This window comes from Rhizobium skierniewicense (genome assembly GCF_014196515.1).
In the GTDB taxonomy this organism is placed as follows: Bacteria; Pseudomonadota; Alphaproteobacteria; order Rhizobiales; family Rhizobiaceae; genus Agrobacterium; species Agrobacterium skierniewicense.
In genome coordinates, this window is sequence record NZ_JACIDV010000010.1 from 1 (window position 1) to 18,413 (window position 18,413).

The window sequence follows — 18,413 nt, forward strand, 5'->3', positions numbered from 1 at the left end:
ATTGGAGGCAGTTACTGGAGCGGCGCAACCCAATCTGCCAGCAGCTTGTACCGTCGCTTCGCTCAGGTTGAGCGAGGCTAGGTCGCGCAAAAATTCGCCTCAATGGAGAATTCTATGAAGTATTGCCTGCTGTGCCTAGTTGTCGCTTTGAGCGGCTGCCAGACAAACGACACATTAGCGAGCTGCAAAGGCCCGATCTTCCCGCTGAATGTGGGGCGATGGCAGCCTACTCCGTCAGATCTTCAGCTCGGCAATTCGGGTGGACGCTATGACGGGGCCTGAATATGCCATGCTAGTGGCGCGCGAAAGCCTTGCCGAGCACTATAAGGAAGTAGAAGCCTTTCAAACCGCGCGAGCGAAATCGGCGCGACGTCTCTCCAAACTCATTGCAGCTGTCGCAGCTATCGCGATTTTGGGAAATGTTGCTCAAGCGTTCGCTATAGCCACAATGGTGCCGTTGAGCAGGCTTGTGCCCGTATATCTATGGATACGGCCGGACGGCACCGTTGACAGCGAGGTGTCTGTCTCGCGATTGCCTGCAACTCAAGAGGAGGCCGTCGTTAACGCCTCATTGTGGGAGTATGTTCGCCTGCGCGAGAGTTATGATGCCGATACCGCTCAGTACGCCTACGACCTGGTATCGAACTTCAGTGCCCCAACAGTGCGCCAGGATTACCAGCAATTCTTCAACTATCCCAATCCCAGTTCGCCTCAAGTCATTCTTGGCAAACGCGGCAGGGTGGAGGTCGAGCACATCGCTTCAAATGATGTAACTCCAAGCACGCAGCAAATTCGCTATAAAAGGACCCTCGTCGTTGACGGCAAAATGCCGGTGGTGAGTACGTGGACCGCGACAGTTCGCTACGAAAAGGTGACCAGCTTGCCCGGCAGATTGAGACTGACCAACCCGGCAGGTCTGGTTGTCACCTCCTATCAGACATCGGAAGATACCGTTTCAAACGTAGGCCACAGCGAACCATGATCAGAAAAGCACTTTTCATTTTAGCATGTTTATTTGCCGCTGCGACTGGTGCGGAGGCTGAAGACACTCCAATGGCGGGCAAGCTAGATCCGCGCATGCGTTATTTGGCTTACAATCCCGATCAAGTGGTGCGCCTCTCGACGGCGGTTGGAGCTACTTTGGTCGTCACATTCGCCACGAACGAAACGGTGACAGCGGTTGCCGTTTCAAATAGCAAAGATCTAGCAGCCCTACCGCGGGGAAATTATCTATTTTTCAAGGCAAGCCAGGTCCTCACGCCTCAGCCAGTAATCGTGCTAACCGCAAGCGACTCCGGGATGCGCCGTTATGTTTTCAGTATAAGTTCCAAGACTCTGTCCCACCTCGATAAAGAGCAGCCCGATCTCTATTACAGCGTCCAATTCGCCTACCCCGCCGACGATGCGGCGGCTCGGCGAAGGGAGGCACAACAGAAGGCTGTTGTGGACAGACTACACGCGGAAGCACAATATCAACGGAAAGCTGAGAATTTATTGGATCAGCCTGTCACAGCCCTTGGTGCGGCGGACAGTAATTGGCACTACGTCGCCCAAGGCGATCGTTCGCTGTTGCCACTCGAAGTCTTCGACAATGGATTTACGACGGTATTCCACTTTCCGGGCAATGTACGCATACCCTCCATCTACACCATCAATCCTGATGGCAAGGAAGCTGTTGCCAACTATTCAGTTAAAGGGAGCGATGTCGAGATTTCTTCGGTCTCCCGAGGTTGGCGTCTGAGGGATGGCCACACAGTCCTATGTATCTGGAATACCGCTTACGATCCCGTTGGCCAAAGGCCGCAAACGGGCACGGTGAGGCCCGATGTGAAACGCGTCCTGAAGGGGGCGAAGGGATGAATAACGATAGTCAGCAAGCGGCACATGAGGTTGATGCATCTGGATCCCTGGTCTCCGACAAACATGGCCGGCGTCTTTCGGGGTCTCAGAAATTGATCGTCGGAGGTGTCGTTCTCGCGTTATCATTAAGCCTCATTTGGCTAGGTGGGCGCCAAAAGAAGGTGAATGAGAACGCATCGCCGTCAACTTTGATCGCAACAAACACCAAGCCATTTCATCCAGCTCCGATTGAGGTGCCGCCGGATCCTCCAGCGGTTCAAGAGGCTGTTCAGCCTGCTGCTCCTCTACCGCCGAGGGGCGAACCGGAGCGGCATGAGCCACGGCCGGAAGAAACACCGATTTTTGCATATAGCAGCGGCGATCAAGGGGTCAGCAAACGCGCCATTCAGGGCGACACGGGCCGAAGACAAGAAGGCAAGCGTGACGACAGCTCGTTGCCGAATGGCGAAGTGTCCGGCGAGAACGATTTGTCGATACGTATGAAACCCACCGAGCTGCTGCCCAGCAGGGCCACGCTGTTGCCGCACCCCGATTTTATGGTAACGCAAGGGACAATAATTCCGTGCATCTTGCAAACCGCAATCGACACAAATTTGGCAGGCTATGTAAAGTGTGTCTTGCCTCAGGATATTCGTGGAACAACGAACAATATCGTGCTTCTTGATCGTGGCACCACCGTTGTTGGCGAAATACAGCGTGGCTTGCAACAGGGAGACGGGCGCGTTTTTGTGTTGTGGGATCGCGCCGAGACACCTGACCATGCGATGATCTCGTTAACATCGCCAAGCGCGGACGAACTCGGTCGCTCAGGATTGCCGGGCTCGGTCGACAGCCACTTCTGGCAGCGTTTTAGCGGAGCTATGCTCTTGAGTGTTGTTCAAGGCGCCTTCCAGGCAGCTAGCACCTACGCCGGCAGCTCGGGTGGCGGGATGAGCTTCAACAGCTTTCAAAATAACGGTGAGCAGACAACTGATACGGCCCTTAAGGCAACCATCAACATACCGCCAACCCTGAAGAAGAATCAGGGTGACACCGTTTCCATTTTCGTAGCACGGGACCTCGATTTCTTTGGTGTTTACCAGCTCCGCCTGACTGGCGGCGCCACGCGGGGGAGGAACCGCCGCTCTTAATGAATTCAAATTTCCGCTTAGAGATAGGATACATTGTAAATGGAAGTGGATCCGCAACTACGCTTTCTTCTGAAGCCGATTTTGGAATGGCTCGATGACCCGAAGACTGAAGAAATTGCGATCAATCGACCTGGAGAGGCATTTGTGCGCCAAGCCGGCATTTTTACCAAGATGCCTTTGCCCGTCTCTTATGATGATCTTGAAGATATCGCAATTTTAGCGGGCGCGCTGAGAAAGCAGGATGTCGGACCACGTAACCCCCTCTGCGCCACTGAACTTCCTGGTGGTGAACGACTACAAATCTGTCTGCCGCCGACCGTTCCCTCGGGCACCGTCAGCTTGACCATTCGACGGCCAAGCTCGCGTGTTTCTGGTCTTAAAGAAGTCTCCTCCCGTTATGATGCTTCGAGGTGGAACCAGTGGCAGACACGAAGGAAACGCCAAAATCAGGATGATGAAGCTATCCTTCAGCATTTTGACAACGGGGATTTGGAAGCGTTTCTGCACGCATGCGTCGTCAGCCGACTGACGATGTTGCTATGTGGCCCTACCGGAAGCGGCAAGACAACAATGAGCAAGACCTTGATCAGCGCCATCCCCCCCCAGGAAAGGCTAATCACCATAGAAGATACGCTCGAACTCGTCATTCCACACGATAATCATGTTAGACTACTCTACTCCAAGAACGGTGTTGGGCTGGGTGCTGTGAGCGCCGAGCACTTGCTCCAAGCAAGTCTGCGTATGCGGCCGGACCGGATATTGCTTGGCGAGATGCGCGACGATGCAGCATGGGCTTATCTGAGTGAAGTCGTCTCGGGACATCCGGGATCGATTTCAACAATACACGGCGCGAATCCAATCCAAGGATTCAAGAAACTGTTTTCCCTTGTCAAAAGTAGCGCCCAAGGTGCTAGCTTGGAAGATCGCACACTGATTGACATGCTCTCTACGGCGATCGATGTCATCATTCCATTCCGTGCCTATGAGGACGTTTATGAAGTAGGCGAGATCTGGCTCGCGGCGGACGCACGACGCCGGGGCGAGACCATAGGCGATCTCCTTAATCAATAGTAGCTGTAACCTCGAAGCGTTTCACTTGTAACAACGATTGAGAATTTTTGTCATAAAATTGAAATACTTGGTTCGCATTTTCGTCATCCGCGGTCAGCCGCAATTCTGACGAACTGCCCATTTAGCTGGAGATGATTGTACATCCTTCACGAGAAAATTTCTCAAGCGCTGTGAACAAGGGTTCAGATTTTAGATTGAAAGGTGAGCCGTTGAAACACGTTCTTCTTATCGATGACGATGTCGCTATGCGGCATCTTATTATCGAATACCTTACGATCCACGCCTTCAAAGTGACCGCGGTAGCCGACAGCACCCAGTTCACTAGAGTACTCTCTTCCGCGACGGTCGATGTCGTGGTTGTTGATCTAAATTTAGGTCGTGAAGATGGGCTTGAGATCGTTCGAAATCTGGCGGCAAAGTCTGATATTCCAATCATAATTATCAGTGGCGACCGCCTTGAGGAGACGGATAAAGTTGTTGCACTCGAGCTAGGAGCAAGTGATTTTATCGCTAAGCCGTTTAGTACGAGAGAGTTTCTTGCACGCATTCGGGTTGCCTTGCGCGTGCGCCCCAACGTTGTCCGCTCCAAAGACCGACGGTCTTTTTGTTTTACTGACTGGACACTTAATCTCAGGCAACGTCGCTTGATGTCCGAAGCTGGCGGTGAGGTGAAACTTACGGCAGGTGAGTTCAATCTTCTCCTCGCGTTTTTAGAGAAACCCCGCGACGTTCTATCGCGCGAGCAACTTCTCATTGCCAGTCGAGTACGCGACGAGGAGGTTTACGACAGGAGTATAGATGTTCTCATTTTGCGGCTGCGCCGCAAACTTGAGGCGGATCCGTCAAGCCCTCAACTGATAAAAACAGCAAGAGGTGCCGGTTATTTCTTTGACGCGGACGTGCAGGTTTCGCACGGGGGGACGATGGCAGCCTGAGCCAATTGCATTTGGCTCTTAATTATCTGGCTCAAAGGGTGACTGAGGACGCGGCCAGCGGCCTCAAATCTACACTCAATATTTGGTGAGGGGTTCCGATAGGTCCCTCTTCACCAATTGCTCGATGGCTTCTCTCCAGCAAAGAAGGACGCGAGCGCGGCGGTAGCCAGCTTGTGGCCGAAAGCTCGAGCGGTCTCCAACCCCAACGGATCAAAATGACTTCGAGCGACCTCGAGCAACGCAACCGGGAACATGCGTGAGGTCTGAACGAGAACGGATTTTTCTGTAGTTGAAGGGATCGGATAGCTTTTCGGGGCCACGCGAAATGATCCATCTGCCAGCATGCTTTCGAAATCGTCCAACGCGCGCCTTAAAATCATTTGTAGCGACTTCGAGGGACTGTATTGCCGAACGAGGTTGTCATATGTTTTCGACACTTGAGGCGCGGGCGGTCGCGCTGAAAGAAAAACCTGGAGCTTTTTCGGGGACGGAGGTGGACTAAGGGCATCCACAGTTAGCTTAAGTTGTCGATCGGGACTGTAAATGTGATCGGCGACGAGAGGCTCACGTTGCTGGTCTTTCTCGTCGGCTTTTTCAGGCAAGTGCTGGAGGTCCAGCTTCTGGGGAACAAGTGTCGGGTTGGGATGGTGGATCTCGGGTCGATCACCAGCAAGCCGCCGTGCTTCGCCGACCGACAACGCGGGCTTGTGAATTGCCATCTTCAAGCCTCCAAGATTTTGCTGATCAGTTTCGAAATGACCACGACTTCCTCCATCGCAATCCGAAGATTCCTCTCTATGAGGCGCATCGTCGGATCAGTTCCCGTGTTTAGTAATGTAAGATGCAACATGCCGCGTTCTTTCATCGCGGCAAATGCATCTCTTTCATGCATGGGAGACGGTACAACTGGAAGGCTCTCTAGCGTCTCTGACATCCTGCGTTGGGATGTTGTCAATCGGCCGACCGGGACGCGTTGGCGCAAAACAGCTGTAGGAATTGCCAAATTTTCACTCAACAGCAGCTCGATGACGTAGCGGTAGGTAGATAGTGCCTCGTCGATGTCGAGCGGCGTTAGCATGGTTGGGATCAGAAGCAGGTTTGAGCTAGCGATGATTGTGTTGTTGAGCTCGCTCGAGCCGCCACGCGTATCGGCCAACGCATAATCAAATCCTTCGAGCTCGGCATTTTCATAGGCTGCTTCAAGAAGGGGCATTTCGTCGGCGGAATAGACTTCACAGCGAGGATCCCAGGTACTGCTTTGTAAGGCGTTTTCTCTCCATCGCGTCAGAGGCCGGTTTTCGTCGGCATCGAAGAGGGCCACTCGTTTACCGTCATTTGCCAAAGCAGCGCAAAGGCCCATGAGTGCGGTGGTTTTGCCAGCACCCCCTTTGAAAGAACAAAACGTCAAAAGTTGCATATTCTGATCCCGCCTATCCTGTGAAACCGGAGTGCATTTGTATTTTTGTTCGTATAAATGTTTTTGTGGTTATCGATGAGTAAAAGCGTTGTTACACTATTTTTATTTCACATTCGTTATAAGAAAATTGCAAATGTAGCAAGTATATTCAGTATTTACTGTAAATGTACTGTTGATTTCATATTGAGCAGGGCTAGACTTCCATCCGTCTACCCGGGCACATTTCGTGCTGGAGTATCCAGACCTTCCGCTTTCTTTGGAGGAAGCTATGTCAAAACACACCAGAGCCACGTCGAGTGAGACTACCATCAACCAGCATCGATCCCTGAAAGTTGAAGGGTTCAGGGTCGTGAGTGCCCGTCTGCGATCGGCCGAGTATGAAACCTTTTCCTATCAAGCGCGTCTGCTGGGACTTTCGGATAGTATGGCAATTCGCGTTGCGGTGCGCCGCATCGGGGGCTTTCTCGAAATAGATGCAGACACACGAGAAAAGATGGAAGCCATACTTCAGTCCATCGGAATACTCTCAAGCAATGTATCCATGCTTCTATCTGCCTACGCCGAAGACCCTCGATCGGATCTGGAGGCTGTGCGAGATGAACGTATTGCTTTTGGCGAGGCTTTCGCCGCCCTCGATGGACTACTGCGCTCCATTTTGTCCGTATCCCGGCGACGGATCGACGGTCGCTCGTTACTGAAAGGTGCCTTGTAGCACTTGACCACGCACCTGACGGGAGAAAATTGGATGCCCGATCGCGCTCAAGTAATCATTCGCATTGTGCCAGGAGGTGGAACCAAGACCCTTCAGCAGATAATCAATCAGCTGGAGTACCTGTCCCGTAAGGGAAAGCTGGAACTGCAGCGTTCAGCCCGGCATCTCGATATTCCTGTTCCGCCGGATCAAATCCGTGAGCTTGCCCAAAGTTGGGTTACGGAGGCCGGGATTTATGACGAAAGTCAGTCAGACGATGACAGGCAACAAGACTTAACAACACACATTATTGTAAGCTTCCCCGCAGGTACCGACCAAACCGCAGCTCATGAAGCAAGCCGGGAATGGGCAGCCGAGATGTTTGGGTCAGGATACGGGGGTGGCCGCTATAACTATCTGACAGCCTACCACGTCGATCGCGATCATCCACATTTACATATCGTGGTCAATCGTCGGGAACTTCTGGGGAAGGGGTGGCTGAAAATATCCAGGCGCCATCCCCAGCTGAATTATGACGGCTTACGGAAAAAGATGGCAGAGATTTCACTTCGTCACGGCATAGTCCTGGATGCGACTTCGCGAGCAGAAAGGGGAATAGCAGAGCGACCAATCACATATGCTGAATATCGACGCCTTGAGCGGATGCAGGCTCAAAAGATTCAATTCGAAGATACAGATTTTGATGAGACCTCGCCTGAGGAAGATCGTCGGGACCTCAGTCAATCGTTCGATCCATTTCGATCGGACGCATCTGCCGGCGAACCGGACCGTGCAACCCGACATGACAAACAACCGCTTGAACCGCACGCCCGTTTCCAGGAGCCCGCCGGCTCCAGCATCAAAGCCGACGCACGGATCCGCGTACCATTGGAGAGCGAGCGGGGTGCCCAACCATCCGCGTCCAAAATCCCTGTAACTGGGCATTTCGGGATTGAGACTTCGTATGTCGCTGAAGCCAGCGTGCCCAAACAAAGCGGCAATTCCGATACTTCTCGCCCGGTGACTGACGTTGCCATGCACACAGTCGAGCGCCAGCAGCGATCAAAACGACGTCATGACGAGGAGGCAGGTCCGAGCGGAGCAAACCGTAAAAGATTGAAGGCCGCGCAAGTTGATTCCGAGGCAAATGTCGGTGAGCCCGACGGTCGCGATGACAGCAACAAGGCGGCTGATCCGGTGTCTGCTTCCATCCGTACCGAGCAACCGGAAGCTTCTCCAACGCGTCCGCGTGACCGTCACGATGGAGAATTGGGAGAACGCAAACGTGCAAGAGGTAATCGTCGCGACGATGGGCGCGGGGGGACCTAGAGACAGGAAGGACCGAATAATGGCAAATGGTCAGTTCACGATACGCTCTGCTCGCCCGGCCTCCGTCGGACTGACAGGCGAACGGCGTGGAGCCGCATCCGCCTCTAGCTCTGCACTGTCCAATGTTCAAAGAGATGTTAGGGATAGGCTGATTCCAACTAGCTCACCAAGATTACCAAATGCAGCCATATTGCGTGATTCCTCGGGAAGAGCGTCGACTGGTCTGCGGTACATGGCGGCTACTCTTCATTGGTCTGCGATCGCGCCATTATCGCTAATAAACAGCAACGACCTGGCTCCGGCCGCTTATGACTTTGAGACGCGAAATAACGCAAGAAATGTGACTGCCAAAGTCGGCAGGGCAGTCCCTGTTCCCAAGCAAGGCGGGCTCGGCAAAACGCTCGCATCCGTACCCCTTAGTACACGTATATCAAGGGTCAATTCCGACCGAAGACTGCCCGCTGACGCAGAAGACCGCCCTGAAACGCGCGACCCCCAGAAAGGACGTGGCAGTCATGGTGCGACGCCAACCTTACATGAAAAGATTGGAACCGCGTTTGCTCGAAGATTGCGAAAGCATACGTACTATATTGTTTGCAGTTGCTGCCAGACCCGGAGCGCGTTGACGATGGGTGCAAAGATTTCGGTGAAGTCATGAACTCCAGCAAGACTTCGCCCCAGCGTATGACCCTGAGCATCGTATGTTCGCTGGCAGCCGGTTTTTGTGCGGCCAGCTGCTATGTAACGTTCCGCCGGGGCTTCAACGGCGAAGCGATGATGACGTTCGACGTTTTCGCTTTTTGGTATGAGACCCCGCTTTACTTGGGTTATGCCAGCACCGTCTTCTGGCGTGGTTTATCTGTTGTCATCTTTACCTCGCTGATCGTTCTTTCAAGTCAGCTCATCATATCGCTGCGCAATCAGAAGCATCATGGGACAGCTCGTTGGGCAGAAATTGGCGAAATGCGGCATGCTGGTTATCTGCAGCGTTACAGTCGCATCAAGGGGCCGATCTTTGGAAAGACATGTGGTCCCCTTTGGTTCGGCAGTTATTTGACCAATGGCGAACAGCCACACAGTCTTGTCGTCGCGCCAACGCGTGCTGGCAAAGGCGTCGGCATCGTCATTCCAACGCTGTTGACCTTCAAGGGCTCGGTAATCGCCCTTGACGTCAAGGGAGAATTGTTTGAACTGACGTCCAGAGCACGCAAAGCGAGCGGCGACGCAGTTTTCAAGTTCTCCCCCCTAGATCCTGAGCGGAAGACTCATTGTTACAATCCGGTCCTGGATATTGCCGCACTTCCGCCCGAACGCCAGTTCACTGAAACACGCCGTCTAGCTGCGAACCTTATTACGGCTAAGGGAAAGGGAGCAGAAGGCTTTATTGACGGCGCACGTGACCTGTTCGTCGCGGGAATCCTTACCTGCATTGAGCGTGGCACACCAACGATTGGCGCGGTATATGACCTATTTGCGCAGCCTGGCGAAAAGTATAAGCTTTTTGCGCAACTCGCGGAGGAAAGCCTAAACAAAGAGGCTCAGCGTATCTTCGATAATATGGCGGGCAACGACACGAAAATTCTGACATCGTACACCTCTGTGCTGGGCGACGGTGGACTGAACCTGTGGGCTGATCCGCTTATCAAAGCAGCGACAAGCCGGTCAGACTTTTCCGTTTACGATCTCCGGAGGAAGAAGACCTGCATTTATCTTTGTGTCAGTCCCAACGATCTGGAGGTCTTGGCACCACTTATGCGCCTGATGTTTCAGCAGCTCGTGTCAATCTTGCAGAGATCGCTGCCAGGTGAAGACGAGTGCCATGAAGTTTTATTTCTCCTCGACGAATTCAAACACCTGGGCAAGCTTGAGGCCATAGAGACCGCGATCACAACCATCGCCGGTTACAGAGGCCGCTTTATGTTTATTATTCAAAGTCTTTCGGCCTTGTCGGGCACATACGATGACGCAGGAAAACAAAACTTTCTGAGCAATACTGGCGTACAAGTATTTATGGCCACGGCTGATGACGAAACTCCAACCTACATCTCAAAAGCTATCGGCGAATATACGTTTAAAGCGCGTTCGACCTCTTACAGTCAAGCCAGAATGTTCGACCACAACATCCAGATTTCTGATCAAGGTGCAGCCCTTTTGCGCCCCGAACAAGTGCGCCTGCTAGACGATCAGAGTGAAATCGTTCTCATCAAAGGGCGACCTCCACTCAAATTACGAAAGGTGCAGTATTATTCCGATCGTACGCTGAAAGGCCTTTTCGAACGCCAGATGGGCTCTCTGCCTGAGCCCGCACCCTTGATGCTTTCCGACTATAGCAACGATCAAGTTCAATACCACTTGGCTCCGATAGCAAATTTTAATGAGGATGCTGCACCGCAAAACAGAACTGTGGCCGAGGACCATGGAAGTGTTAAAGTCGGTGCTGATATCCCTGAACGCGTGATGGGAATAAATGGTGACGAGGAACAAGCCGATGCGGGCGAGATACCGCCGGAATCGGTTGTGCCTCCAGAATTGACGCTCGCTCTGACCGCTCAACAGCAATTGTTGGACCAGATTATTGCACTTCAGCAAAGATCGAGGTCCGCACCGGCATAGCCTGCGAAATGATCTTAATGGTGCAATTCGTTTCAGGCGGCATGTTGCGGTTCAACAAAGTGTACGCCAGATCCCAATTGGCCCTTTACGAGGTGTCGGTATGACAGGAAAGTCGAAAGTTCACATAAGAGGTTCGGCTGACGCGCTTCCTGACGTTCCTGGCGGAAGTACTACCGCCCCTTTTTTAACCGAACCTTCTCGGGATCAGGTTGATGCCTCGTTTGAGGTCCAAACCGACTACAGCCAGTCTACTTCCGTGTCGTTTACCTATGATGGTGTTGGACTTGGTCCTGCCGAGCGTGCGGCTTACGAGAACTGGTGCGAACCGGGCCGGCCCACTTGGAAAGATCTTATAATCAAGGCACGTGTCGATCCGATTGACGATGTGACCTGGCTCCGAGATTTAGAAGAGGACACCCCCTCAACCTTCAGATACGAAGGGATGCCTCTGGGCATCGGGGAACGACAGGCCTACGAAAATTGGCAAGAGGACGCTCAGCCGACATGGGAAGACCTTGTTGTCAGCGCACGCTTGACGGAACTTGGCCGTCCACACGGGATTACCGGCGAGTATACATCCCTCGCAGGATCGAAGAATACAAGTTCAATTTCATTGAAGCGAAAGCGGAGCAACTTAATTGATGATGAGAATTCATCCGGATCGTTTTCATATGACGGGATGAAGCTCGGGGAAGCCGAGCGTTCTGCATATGGTGACTGGGCCGAGGCGGAGCCACCCACGTGGAAAGATTTGGTATTGAGGGCACGCGTTTCCTCGATCAATGACTCTGCTTGGCTTTTTGATTCACAAACATCTTCATCATCATTTGAATACAACGGTGTTCCCTTGGGCGAGCCGGAACGGCAGGCTCTCAGACAATGGCAAGGAGACGCTCAGCCTACCTGGGAAGATCTCGTTGTTAACGCGCGTATGGCAGAACTTTGCCATGCTGGTTGGATTGAAGGTCAAAAAGGTTGCTTTGAAGAGCGCGGGGAGGCTCTGCCCGCGTCGGAACGCGGTTCGCAACGCCCCATTGGTCAACGGACAGATTCCTCCGATTCTTTTGTGTATGATGGCACAAGGCTCGGAGCACCTGAGCGAACTGCTTATGAACGCTGGAGTAAGAGGGAACGCCCGACTTGGGAAGATCTCATCTTAGATGCACACCAGGCCAGGACTGAAAGTGACGCTGTTACGACCCAAGCGATTGGTCAGTCGTCCTCACCGGTTTTCTTATATGAAGGAAAGTCGCTCGGAGACAGGGAACGAAAGGCTTACGAAAAATGGCGGCAGCCAGCCCAACCGCGATGGCAAAATCTTGTAGTGAACGCTCGTCTGGCAGAAATCGATCCCTCAGCCTGGATTGCCGATGAGCGCGATCCGCTTGATGATAGCGACGCGCTTGGTCGCCCGTCGTACACAAGCTTGACGGATAGATCAGACGTCCCTTTAGACGATCAATCAATCTATCGTCGTTCCGACCTAGTAAGGGAGCAGGTGCCAGAATCGTCTCAAAGGCAATTCGCAGCATGTTCAGAATCTGAAACGAGGCCTGTGCAATGGTTTACTGCTTCTGGGTCAGATGCAAACAATACGGAAAATATCACCGCCAGCGATCCCGTCGATCGCACGGGTGGAGTTAAGCGGCTAGGCTCCAAAAGCGACAGAACCGTTACAGCTTCTATCCATGACGTGAATTCCAGCACAAGGCGACCGTTGCTTAACGAATTTGGATCGGAGGCTCCGCGCCCTTCGCCAGAAAAGACTGTTCGCTTAAGAAGCGACAATATTGGCACCTATGGGAGCCGGAAAAATGAACGAGCGCGGCTCGCGACCGAAACCGGTGCGTATGAGTCGGAGCATATTTTCGGGTTCAAGGCTGTCCACGATACTGCGAGAGCGACGAAAGAGGGCCGGCGTCTCGAAAGGCCCATGCCCGCCTACCTTGAGGATAAGGGGCTTCATCGCCAACATATTGGCACCGGGAGAGGACGGACCAAACTTGTCGGGCGCGGATGGCCGGATGACACAAGCTATCGCTCGGATCAAAGGGCAACTCTGTCGGACCCCGTTGCGCGCTCGGAAGGCGCGACGGCCTCAAATGGGTATCAATTGAACCAATTGGGTTACGCGCACCAACTCGCTAGCGATGGCCTGCAAAGTGAATCGCCCGATGGTGTTGCCTTGCCAATTCAAGTGGCAACAACGAGCTACAACTATACAGTGAGCCGCGATCCTGTCCTTGTTCCGCCGGATAAAAACGAAGCCCCTCAATTGCTGCATCTTGGTCCCCGTGGTCAAACCGAAGCTGTTCTTGCCCGCGAAACAGCATTGACTGGAAAATGGCCGACTCTCGAGCGTGAGCAGCAAGTGTATCGCGAGTTTTTGGCCTTATATGACGTAAAAAAAGATCTTGAGGCCAAATCAGTCGGCGTAAGACGGAAAAAAAAAGAAGTTATTTCTGCGTTAGACCGAACTGCGCGCTTGATAAGCACGTCGCCTTCGAAAGCTCGATCCAAAGCAGAGACTGAAAAAGCCATTGACGAGCTCGATGATCGACGAGTTTATGATCCGCGTGATCGAGCTCAAGACAAAGCGTTTAAACGCTGATAAGTCGCCAATATAGTGATCATTTGCAGTATTCGCATCGATCGCTGGTTGATATTCTGCCGCTGGTCGACCGGCTGCTCGTCGCCAAAAATGCTCACAGGGATACGATGGCCTCGGTCAGGCCGCGTGCGTCCTGTCTTTCCAGTTCCTCCCTTTCAGCTCGATTGTGGCATCATTTATTGCCTGCTCATTGCAGTTGAAACGCGATATCCGTTTCAAGACCCGGGTATGGATGGTACTTTGGAGATATGAGCACTTGCCAGACTTCCCGGTCGGAGACTTAAAAATTCCGATAAGAGGTTACGGACGACGGACCTTATAAGTGGATCGTCTAGTGGTGGCGCCGATCAAAACAGTTCCGCCCCCGGCTTTGCTCAAAGTAGCAAAGCAGCTTTAACTCGGGTTGCGGAGGATTTTCTAGAAAACCGCAATTTTGCAGGAGAGAACATATGGCCATCATCAAGCCGCATGTGAACAAAAATAGGACAACCTCGCCGATAGAGAGACCGGAGTCTCTCATAGAGGAAATGAGCGGCAGTCATCCGCCGAGTGGTTTTACCAACCTGGATCTCGCTATGATCGAGCTGGAGGACTTTGTCCATCGGTGCCCGCTCCCAGAAGACAATCTTGCTGGTCAGAAGGAGTGAGACGATGGATCCGTCTAGCAATGAGAATGTCTATGTGGGTCGCGGTCACAACATCGAAAATGATGATGACACTGACCCCAGGCGTTGGAAGAAGGCGAATATCAGTTCCAACACCATCTCCGATATTCAGATGACGAATGGCGAAGACGTACAATCAGGGAGCCCTACCCGAACGGAAGTTGTAAGCCCACGTCTGGATTATGGATCGGTCGACTCCTCCTCCAGCCTTTATTCTGGCAGCGAGCACGGAAATCAAGCTGAGATTCAAAAAGAGCTGTCCGTCTTGTTCTCGAACATGTCTTTGCCAGGCAACGATCGGCGCCCGGACGAATACATTCTCGTGCATCAAACGGGACAAGATGCTTTTACTGGTATTGCCAAAGGCAACCTCGACCAAATGCCCACCAAGGCGGAATTTAACGCGTGCTGCCGTCTCTACAGGGACGGAGCCGGTAATTACTACCCGCCACCTCTCGCATTCGACAAGATTAGCGTTCCAGAGCAACTGGAGGAAAAATGGGGGATGATGGAGGCGAAGGAACGTAACAAACTGCGGTTTCAGTACAAGTTGGACGTATGGAATCATGCGCACGCTGATATGGGGATCACGGGCACAGAGATCTTTTATCAAACAGATAAGAACATAAAGCTCGACCGGAATTATAAACTAAGACCTGAAGACCGATACGTACAAACAGAAAAATACGGGCGCCGGGAAATTCAAAAGCGATATCAACACGAACTCCAGGCTGGTTCGCTGCTGCCCGATATTATGATCAAAACTCCCCAAAATGACATCCACTTCGTGTACAGGTTTGCCGGCGACAATTACGCCAACAAACAGTTCAGCGAGTTTGAACACACCGTCAAGCGCAGGTATGGCGACGAGACTGAGATCAAATTGAAGTCAAAGTCAGGCATTATGCATGACTCGAAATATCTGGAATCCTGGGAACGGGGCAGTGCGGATATTCGCTTCGCGGAATTCGTTGGGGAAAATAGAGCTCACAATCGGCAGTTTCCAACTGCGACAGTAAATATGGGACAGCAGCCAGACGGGCAGGGCGGTTTGACCCGCGACCGTCATGTGAGCGTTGACTTCCTAATGCAAAGCGCACCCAATTCGCCTTGGGCGCAAGCTTTGAAAAAGGGAGAACTGTGGGATCGCGTTCAGTTGCTTGCTCGCGACGGCAACCGCTATCTGTCGCCGCCCAGATTGGAATATTCTGACCCTGCACATTTCACCGAGTTGATGAACCGGGTTGGTTTACCCGCATCGATGGGTCGGCAAAGCCATGCGGCTAGTATCAAATTCGAAAAGTTTGACGCGCAGGCAGCGGTTATTGTCTTAAATGGCCCAGAGTTACGTGACATTCATGACTTGTCTCCTGAAAAACTGCAAAATTTGTCCACCAAAGATGTCATCGTCGCCGATCGCAATGAGAATGGTCAGAGAACTGGCACGTACACCAGCGTCGCGGAATATGAGCGCTTGCAGTTAAGGCTGCCACCCGATGCAGCGGGGGTGCTTGGTGAAGCAACTGACAAATATTCACGTGATTTCGTTCGGCCAGAGCCGGCGTCGCGTCCAATCAGTGACAGCCGCAGGATATACGAAAGTCGACCGCGTAGCCAAAGCGTCAACAGCTTTTGACGTTCCTGCTGCCGCGTCAACGAGGAAGCTCGTTTGACCCGGGTTTGCCAATGAAAGGGCTCAATCATGGTGAACACTACAAAGAAAAGTTTTGCGAAGTCGCTTACGGCAGATATGCGCCGTTCTGCTCAGCGCGTTGTCGAGCAAATGCGAAAAGCATTGATTACCGAAGAAGAGGCGCTCAAGCGGCAAGCCAGACTGGAGAGTCCCGATAGGAAGCGAAAGTATGCTGCTGATATGGCGATAGTCGACAAACTCGACGTAGGGTTTCGAGGCGAAATAGGCTATAAAATTCTTGGAAATAACCGGCTTCGAGTAGACAACCATAAAGAATTAACGCGTGAGCACGGTAGACTTCGCAAAACCAAAACGGTTCTGAAGCGTAACCCGGTGACGCAGGAAGTCTATTTGGGTTTATATGAAAGGAAGTCCTGGTTAAGTGTCAGCAGCCATTTGTATGCTGCGGACGGCACACTCCGCATGAAGCACGTGAAATACAAAGACGGACGTTTTGAGGAAAAATGGGAGCGCGACGAAAATGGCGACCTGATCCGCACAAGGTACGCCAACCGTGGCAGGCTCTTTCAACCTGTATCCGAGAAAATGGGCGCGCCGTATCGGAGCGGCCCTGACGACCGGCTCTATCGCGATCTAACCCGTCGAAACGGTTTCAGACGGGAGACATTCGAACGGGACGATCACGGAAACCTCGAGCGTATCGGCAGCAACCATGTCGGCTTTTCCAAGATTTCAGTGAAGGCACCCAATCGTCAAACCTCCCAGACGAAGATTCAAAAACTTGGTGGCGCTTTCAACAAATCTTTTAGGTCCCTTCTGGACAAGGAGGGCAATGAAATGGGCCGCGATATTTTGAGCCATCGACGGCTCTATAACAAGCGGTCTGCTGTCTACGATGAAGCTACCGGACAATTGAAGAGTGCCAAGCATACCTTCGGCAAGATCTACAGGAGCGAAACCGAATATCTCAGCGCGGGCCTCAAGAAGGTTTCAAAAAAGATACTCGGGGTGACGGTCTACCGGAAATTTGCGGCGCTCAGCGAGCGAGAATCCGAGGCTGAGAGACTGCGTAGTTTTGAATCCGGTGCGCATCGCCAGATCTGGCAGGAGCGGGCAGCGATTCCCGGTTCGCCCCTCCCGGAGACTGATGACATTCATTTCGCACAGCAGTCGCACCTAGCCAAAGCCAACCCTGATCACGTCGAAGCTGACGTCACGCGTGTGACAGATCAACATGTTGATGTTGCTGGACAAACATCATCGTCTCCCCAACGGAACTTGGAAGGATGGTTAGATTCTCAATCACGATACAAGCCAGCAAACATGCTGTTGTCAAATCCAGACCTTCAAGCGAACGGACCTCGCCCATACGAAGGGTTAGCTCATCTCACCCTCCGGCGCGATAATGAATCTGACGGGCACAAGGAGAATGATCAGCGGCTGCGACATTTCTCCCAGCCAGAGCCGTTGGTGTTACCGCATCCCGGGTCGCCGGAAATAACTAAGGTGTTTGGCTCGCGGGGAGAGCCGGCACACCCGAGTGGAAATCTGCACACGGCGGTTGGAGAAACGGCTTGCGAAGGACCGGTGATGTCTTCATCCTCGGACAATCATCAGCCAGCTCCAGGACAGCAAGAACTTTTAAGTTTCCTTCATAATGCGCCAGCCCCAGTTTCTGTAGCAATACATGATGATCAAGAGCGACTTGCGGGGGAGGCGCCCGGCGGCTCTTTCAGAGGTAGCTCAGGGCGAACGAGTTCAATGTCGGAGAGTATCTTCGACGAAGATGTACAAGGGCATTTGGTACGGGATTATTCGATCAATACTACTAACGGGTTTATTGACCCGCAATCGTTGTTCGGTGAACCGGACTTATCGAGAGGTCCAAAATCGGGGCCAGAAATTCCATCGGAAGATTACCATTTGTCAGCTTCGGAACAGGAAAATTTGCTGAATCAATTGCTTAGTGTGCCACTGCCGGTTCCTTCACCGAAGCCCGAATGCGCGAGGTCTATGATTTTCGAAGGTTCACGTTCAAGAGAGCGTTCCACCTCCAGAGGGTTCTAAGGTGGAACGCGTCTAGGCTTGCCTATCATCACCACCTCATGATGGTCGCGGAGACCTTCGAAGAGATATCCGACATCATTGGAGAAGCTGGGCCGGAAACTGGGCTTCTTCTTGACACCGGACACGCCGCGGCAGCCGGATTCGACTACGCGAAGCTCATCGAGCGGTTCGGCGACCGCATCGTTCATATTCATCTGAAGGACGTTCGCAAGGCAAGCCGCGCCGAGGTCCAGTCAAAGGATCTCCCATCGGTTGACGAAAAGACATGATTTTCGTTAAGCGCGTCGCAGGGCAAGGCCGCAATCGCCCGCAGCAAAGGGCCGGCAATTGAGGTTGGCCCCGCTACCCCCTATCAGATTGTCGCCGACAT

16 protein-coding genes are annotated in these 18,413 nt (G+C 52.6%); 14 read left to right on the forward strand and 2 right to left on the reverse strand.

Going from position 1 to position 18,413, the window contains the following annotated elements; genetic code table 11:
- The first annotated feature begins 114 nt into the window (after nucleotides 1–114).
- The 6 genes from GGQ73_RS16055 (at nucleotide 115) to virG (ending at nucleotide 4,996) form a co-directional block, all read left to right on the forward strand.
- The gene (locus GGQ73_RS16055; RefSeq protein ID WP_012478077.1) at nucleotides 115–282 is read left to right on the forward strand and encodes a type IV secretion system lipoprotein VirB7; all 168 of its coding nucleotides are present in this window, start codon (nucleotides 115–117) and stop codon (nucleotides 280–282) included.
- Nucleotides 269–982: a type IV secretion system protein VirB8 gene (locus GGQ73_RS16060; RefSeq protein WP_012478078.1), complete on the forward strand. Its 714-nt coding sequence runs from the start codon at nucleotides 269–271 to the stop codon at nucleotides 980–982. The genes GGQ73_RS16055 and GGQ73_RS16060 overlap by 14 nt, the downstream gene beginning before the upstream one ends.
- Nucleotides 979–1,860, forward strand: a complete 882-nt coding sequence (virB9, locus tag GGQ73_RS16065; protein WP_012478079.1) for a P-type conjugative transfer protein VirB9 — start codon at nucleotides 979–981, stop codon at nucleotides 1,858–1,860. Before GGQ73_RS16060 ends, virB9 begins: the two co-directional genes overlap by 4 nt.
- Nucleotides 1,857–2,990 (forward strand): type IV secretion system protein VirB10, encoded by a 1,134-nt coding sequence (gene virB10, locus GGQ73_RS16070; RefSeq protein WP_173994896.1) that lies wholly within the window; start codon nucleotides 1,857–1,859, stop codon nucleotides 2,988–2,990. The genes virB9 and virB10 overlap by 4 nt, the downstream gene beginning before the upstream one ends.
- Before the next feature lie 39 nt (nucleotides 2,991–3,029).
- Nucleotides 3,030–4,061 carry a P-type DNA transfer ATPase VirB11 gene (gene virB11 / locus GGQ73_RS16075; RefSeq protein WP_173994897.1) on the forward strand — a complete coding sequence of 344 codons (1,032 nt, stop codon included), beginning with the start codon at nucleotides 3,030–3,032 and terminating at the stop codon, nucleotides 4,059–4,061.
- A gap of 131 nt (nucleotides 4,062–4,192) precedes the next feature.
- Nucleotides 4,193–4,996, forward strand: a complete 804-nt coding sequence (gene virG / locus GGQ73_RS16080; protein ID WP_012478082.1) for a two-component system response regulator VirG — start codon at nucleotides 4,193–4,195, stop codon at nucleotides 4,994–4,996.
- Between the two features lie 110 nt (nucleotides 4,997–5,106).
- On the opposite strand, the gene GGQ73_RS16085 is transcribed toward virG, so the two are convergent.
- Together GGQ73_RS16085 and GGQ73_RS16090 are read right to left on the reverse strand one after the other, a co-directional pair.
- Nucleotides 5,107–5,715: a conjugal transfer protein VirC2 gene (locus GGQ73_RS16085; protein ID WP_173994898.1), complete on the reverse strand. Its 609-nt coding sequence runs from the start codon at nucleotides 5,713–5,715 to the stop codon at nucleotides 5,107–5,109.
- Nucleotides 5,716–5,717: 2 nt separating this feature from the next.
- On the reverse strand, nucleotides 5,718–6,413 hold the full coding sequence (locus GGQ73_RS16090; protein ID WP_012478084.1) for a conjugal transfer ATPase VirC1: 696 nt from the start codon (nucleotides 6,411–6,413) through the stop codon (nucleotides 5,718–5,720).
- Between the two features lie 268 nt (nucleotides 6,414–6,681).
- On the opposite strand from GGQ73_RS16090, the gene virD1 reads away from it, so the two are divergent.
- The 8 genes from virD1 to GGQ73_RS16130 all read left to right on the forward strand — a co-directional run bounded on the left by virD1 (nucleotide 6,682) and on the right by GGQ73_RS16130 (nucleotide 18,312).
- Nucleotides 6,682–7,125, forward strand: a complete 444-nt coding sequence (virD1, locus tag GGQ73_RS16095; RefSeq protein ID WP_173994900.1) for a T-DNA border endonuclease subunit VirD1 — start codon at nucleotides 6,682–6,684, stop codon at nucleotides 7,123–7,125.
- 33 nt (nucleotides 7,126–7,158) lie between these two features.
- Nucleotides 7,159–8,433: a T-DNA border endonuclease VirD2 gene (locus tag GGQ73_RS16100; RefSeq protein WP_173994902.1), complete on the forward strand. Its 1,275-nt coding sequence runs from the start codon at nucleotides 7,159–7,161 to the stop codon at nucleotides 8,431–8,433.
- Nucleotides 8,434–9,087: 654 nt separating this feature from the next.
- Nucleotides 9,088–11,046, forward strand: a complete 1,959-nt coding sequence (gene virD4 / locus GGQ73_RS16105) for a type IV secretion system ATPase VirD4 (RefSeq protein WP_035258346.1) — start codon at nucleotides 9,088–9,090, stop codon at nucleotides 11,044–11,046.
- A gap of 100 nt (nucleotides 11,047–11,146) precedes the next feature.
- Nucleotides 11,147–13,657, forward strand: a complete 2,511-nt coding sequence (locus GGQ73_RS16110; protein WP_173994904.1) for a virA/G regulated protein — start codon at nucleotides 11,147–11,149, stop codon at nucleotides 13,655–13,657.
- 449 nt (nucleotides 13,658–14,106) lie between these two features.
- Nucleotides 14,107–14,304, forward strand: a complete 198-nt coding sequence (gene virE1 / locus GGQ73_RS16115; RefSeq protein WP_012478090.1) for a type IV secretion system effector chaperone VirE1 — start codon at nucleotides 14,107–14,109, stop codon at nucleotides 14,302–14,304.
- A 4-nt stretch (nucleotides 14,305–14,308) separates the two neighbouring features.
- Nucleotides 14,309–15,958, forward strand: a complete 1,650-nt coding sequence (locus GGQ73_RS16120) for a type IV secretion system single-stranded DNA binding effector VirE2 (RefSeq protein WP_012478091.1) — start codon at nucleotides 14,309–14,311, stop codon at nucleotides 15,956–15,958.
- A 66-nt stretch (nucleotides 15,959–16,024) separates the two neighbouring features.
- A complete protein-coding gene (locus tag GGQ73_RS16125) occupies nucleotides 16,025–18,043 on the forward strand; it encodes a VirE3 (RefSeq protein WP_012478092.1) in 2,019 nt (672 codons plus the stop codon).
- The gene (locus GGQ73_RS16130; protein ID WP_234900486.1) at nucleotides 17,977–18,312 is read left to right on the forward strand and encodes a TIM barrel protein; all 336 of its coding nucleotides are present in this window, start codon (nucleotides 17,977–17,979) and stop codon (nucleotides 18,310–18,312) included. Before GGQ73_RS16125 ends, GGQ73_RS16130 begins: the two co-directional genes overlap by 67 nt.
- The last annotated feature ends 101 nt before the right edge of the window (nucleotides 18,313–18,413 follow it).

Bases quoted from the DNA above. Each gene is read 5' to 3' on its own strand.
- virB11 (WP_173994897.1), top strand. From the start codon at position 3,030: ATGGAAGTGGATCCGCAACTACGCTTTCTTCTGAAGCCGATTTTGGAA.
- GGQ73_RS16125 (WP_012478092.1), top strand. From the start codon at position 16,025: ATGGTGAACACTACAAAGAAAAGTTTTGCGAAGTCGCTTACGGCAGAT.
- GGQ73_RS16055 (WP_012478077.1), top strand. From the start codon at position 115: ATGAAGTATTGCCTGCTGTGCCTAGTTGTCGCTTTGAGCGGCTGCCAG.
- virG (WP_012478082.1), top strand. From the start codon at position 4,193: ATGATTGTACATCCTTCACGAGAAAATTTCTCAAGCGCTGTGAACAAG.
- GGQ73_RS16130 (WP_234900486.1), top strand. From the start codon at position 17,977: ATGCGCGAGGTCTATGATTTTCGAAGGTTCACGTTCAAGAGAGCGTTC.
- GGQ73_RS16100 (WP_173994902.1), top strand. From the start codon at position 7,159: ATGCCCGATCGCGCTCAAGTAATCATTCGCATTGTGCCAGGAGGTGGA.
- GGQ73_RS16110 (WP_173994904.1), top strand. From the start codon at position 11,147: ATGACAGGAAAGTCGAAAGTTCACATAAGAGGTTCGGCTGACGCGCTT.
- virB10 (WP_173994896.1), top strand. From the start codon at position 1,857: ATGAATAACGATAGTCAGCAAGCGGCACATGAGGTTGATGCATCTGGA.
- GGQ73_RS16060 (WP_012478078.1), top strand. From the start codon at position 269: ATGACGGGGCCTGAATATGCCATGCTAGTGGCGCGCGAAAGCCTTGCC.
- virD4 (WP_035258346.1), top strand. From the start codon at position 9,088: ATGAACTCCAGCAAGACTTCGCCCCAGCGTATGACCCTGAGCATCGTA.
- virE1 (WP_012478090.1), top strand. From the start codon at position 14,107: ATGGCCATCATCAAGCCGCATGTGAACAAAAATAGGACAACCTCGCCG.
- GGQ73_RS16085 (WP_173994898.1), bottom strand. From the start codon at position 5,715: ATGGCAATTCACAAGCCCGCGTTGTCGGTCGGCGAAGCACGGCGGCTT.
- virD1 (WP_173994900.1), top strand. From the start codon at position 6,682: ATGTCAAAACACACCAGAGCCACGTCGAGTGAGACTACCATCAACCAG.
- GGQ73_RS16090 (WP_012478084.1), bottom strand. From the start codon at position 6,413: ATGCAACTTTTGACGTTTTGTTCTTTCAAAGGGGGTGCTGGCAAAACC.
- virB9 (WP_012478079.1), top strand. From the start codon at position 979: ATGATCAGAAAAGCACTTTTCATTTTAGCATGTTTATTTGCCGCTGCG.
- GGQ73_RS16120 (WP_012478091.1), top strand. From the start codon at position 14,309: ATGGATCCGTCTAGCAATGAGAATGTCTATGTGGGTCGCGGTCACAAC.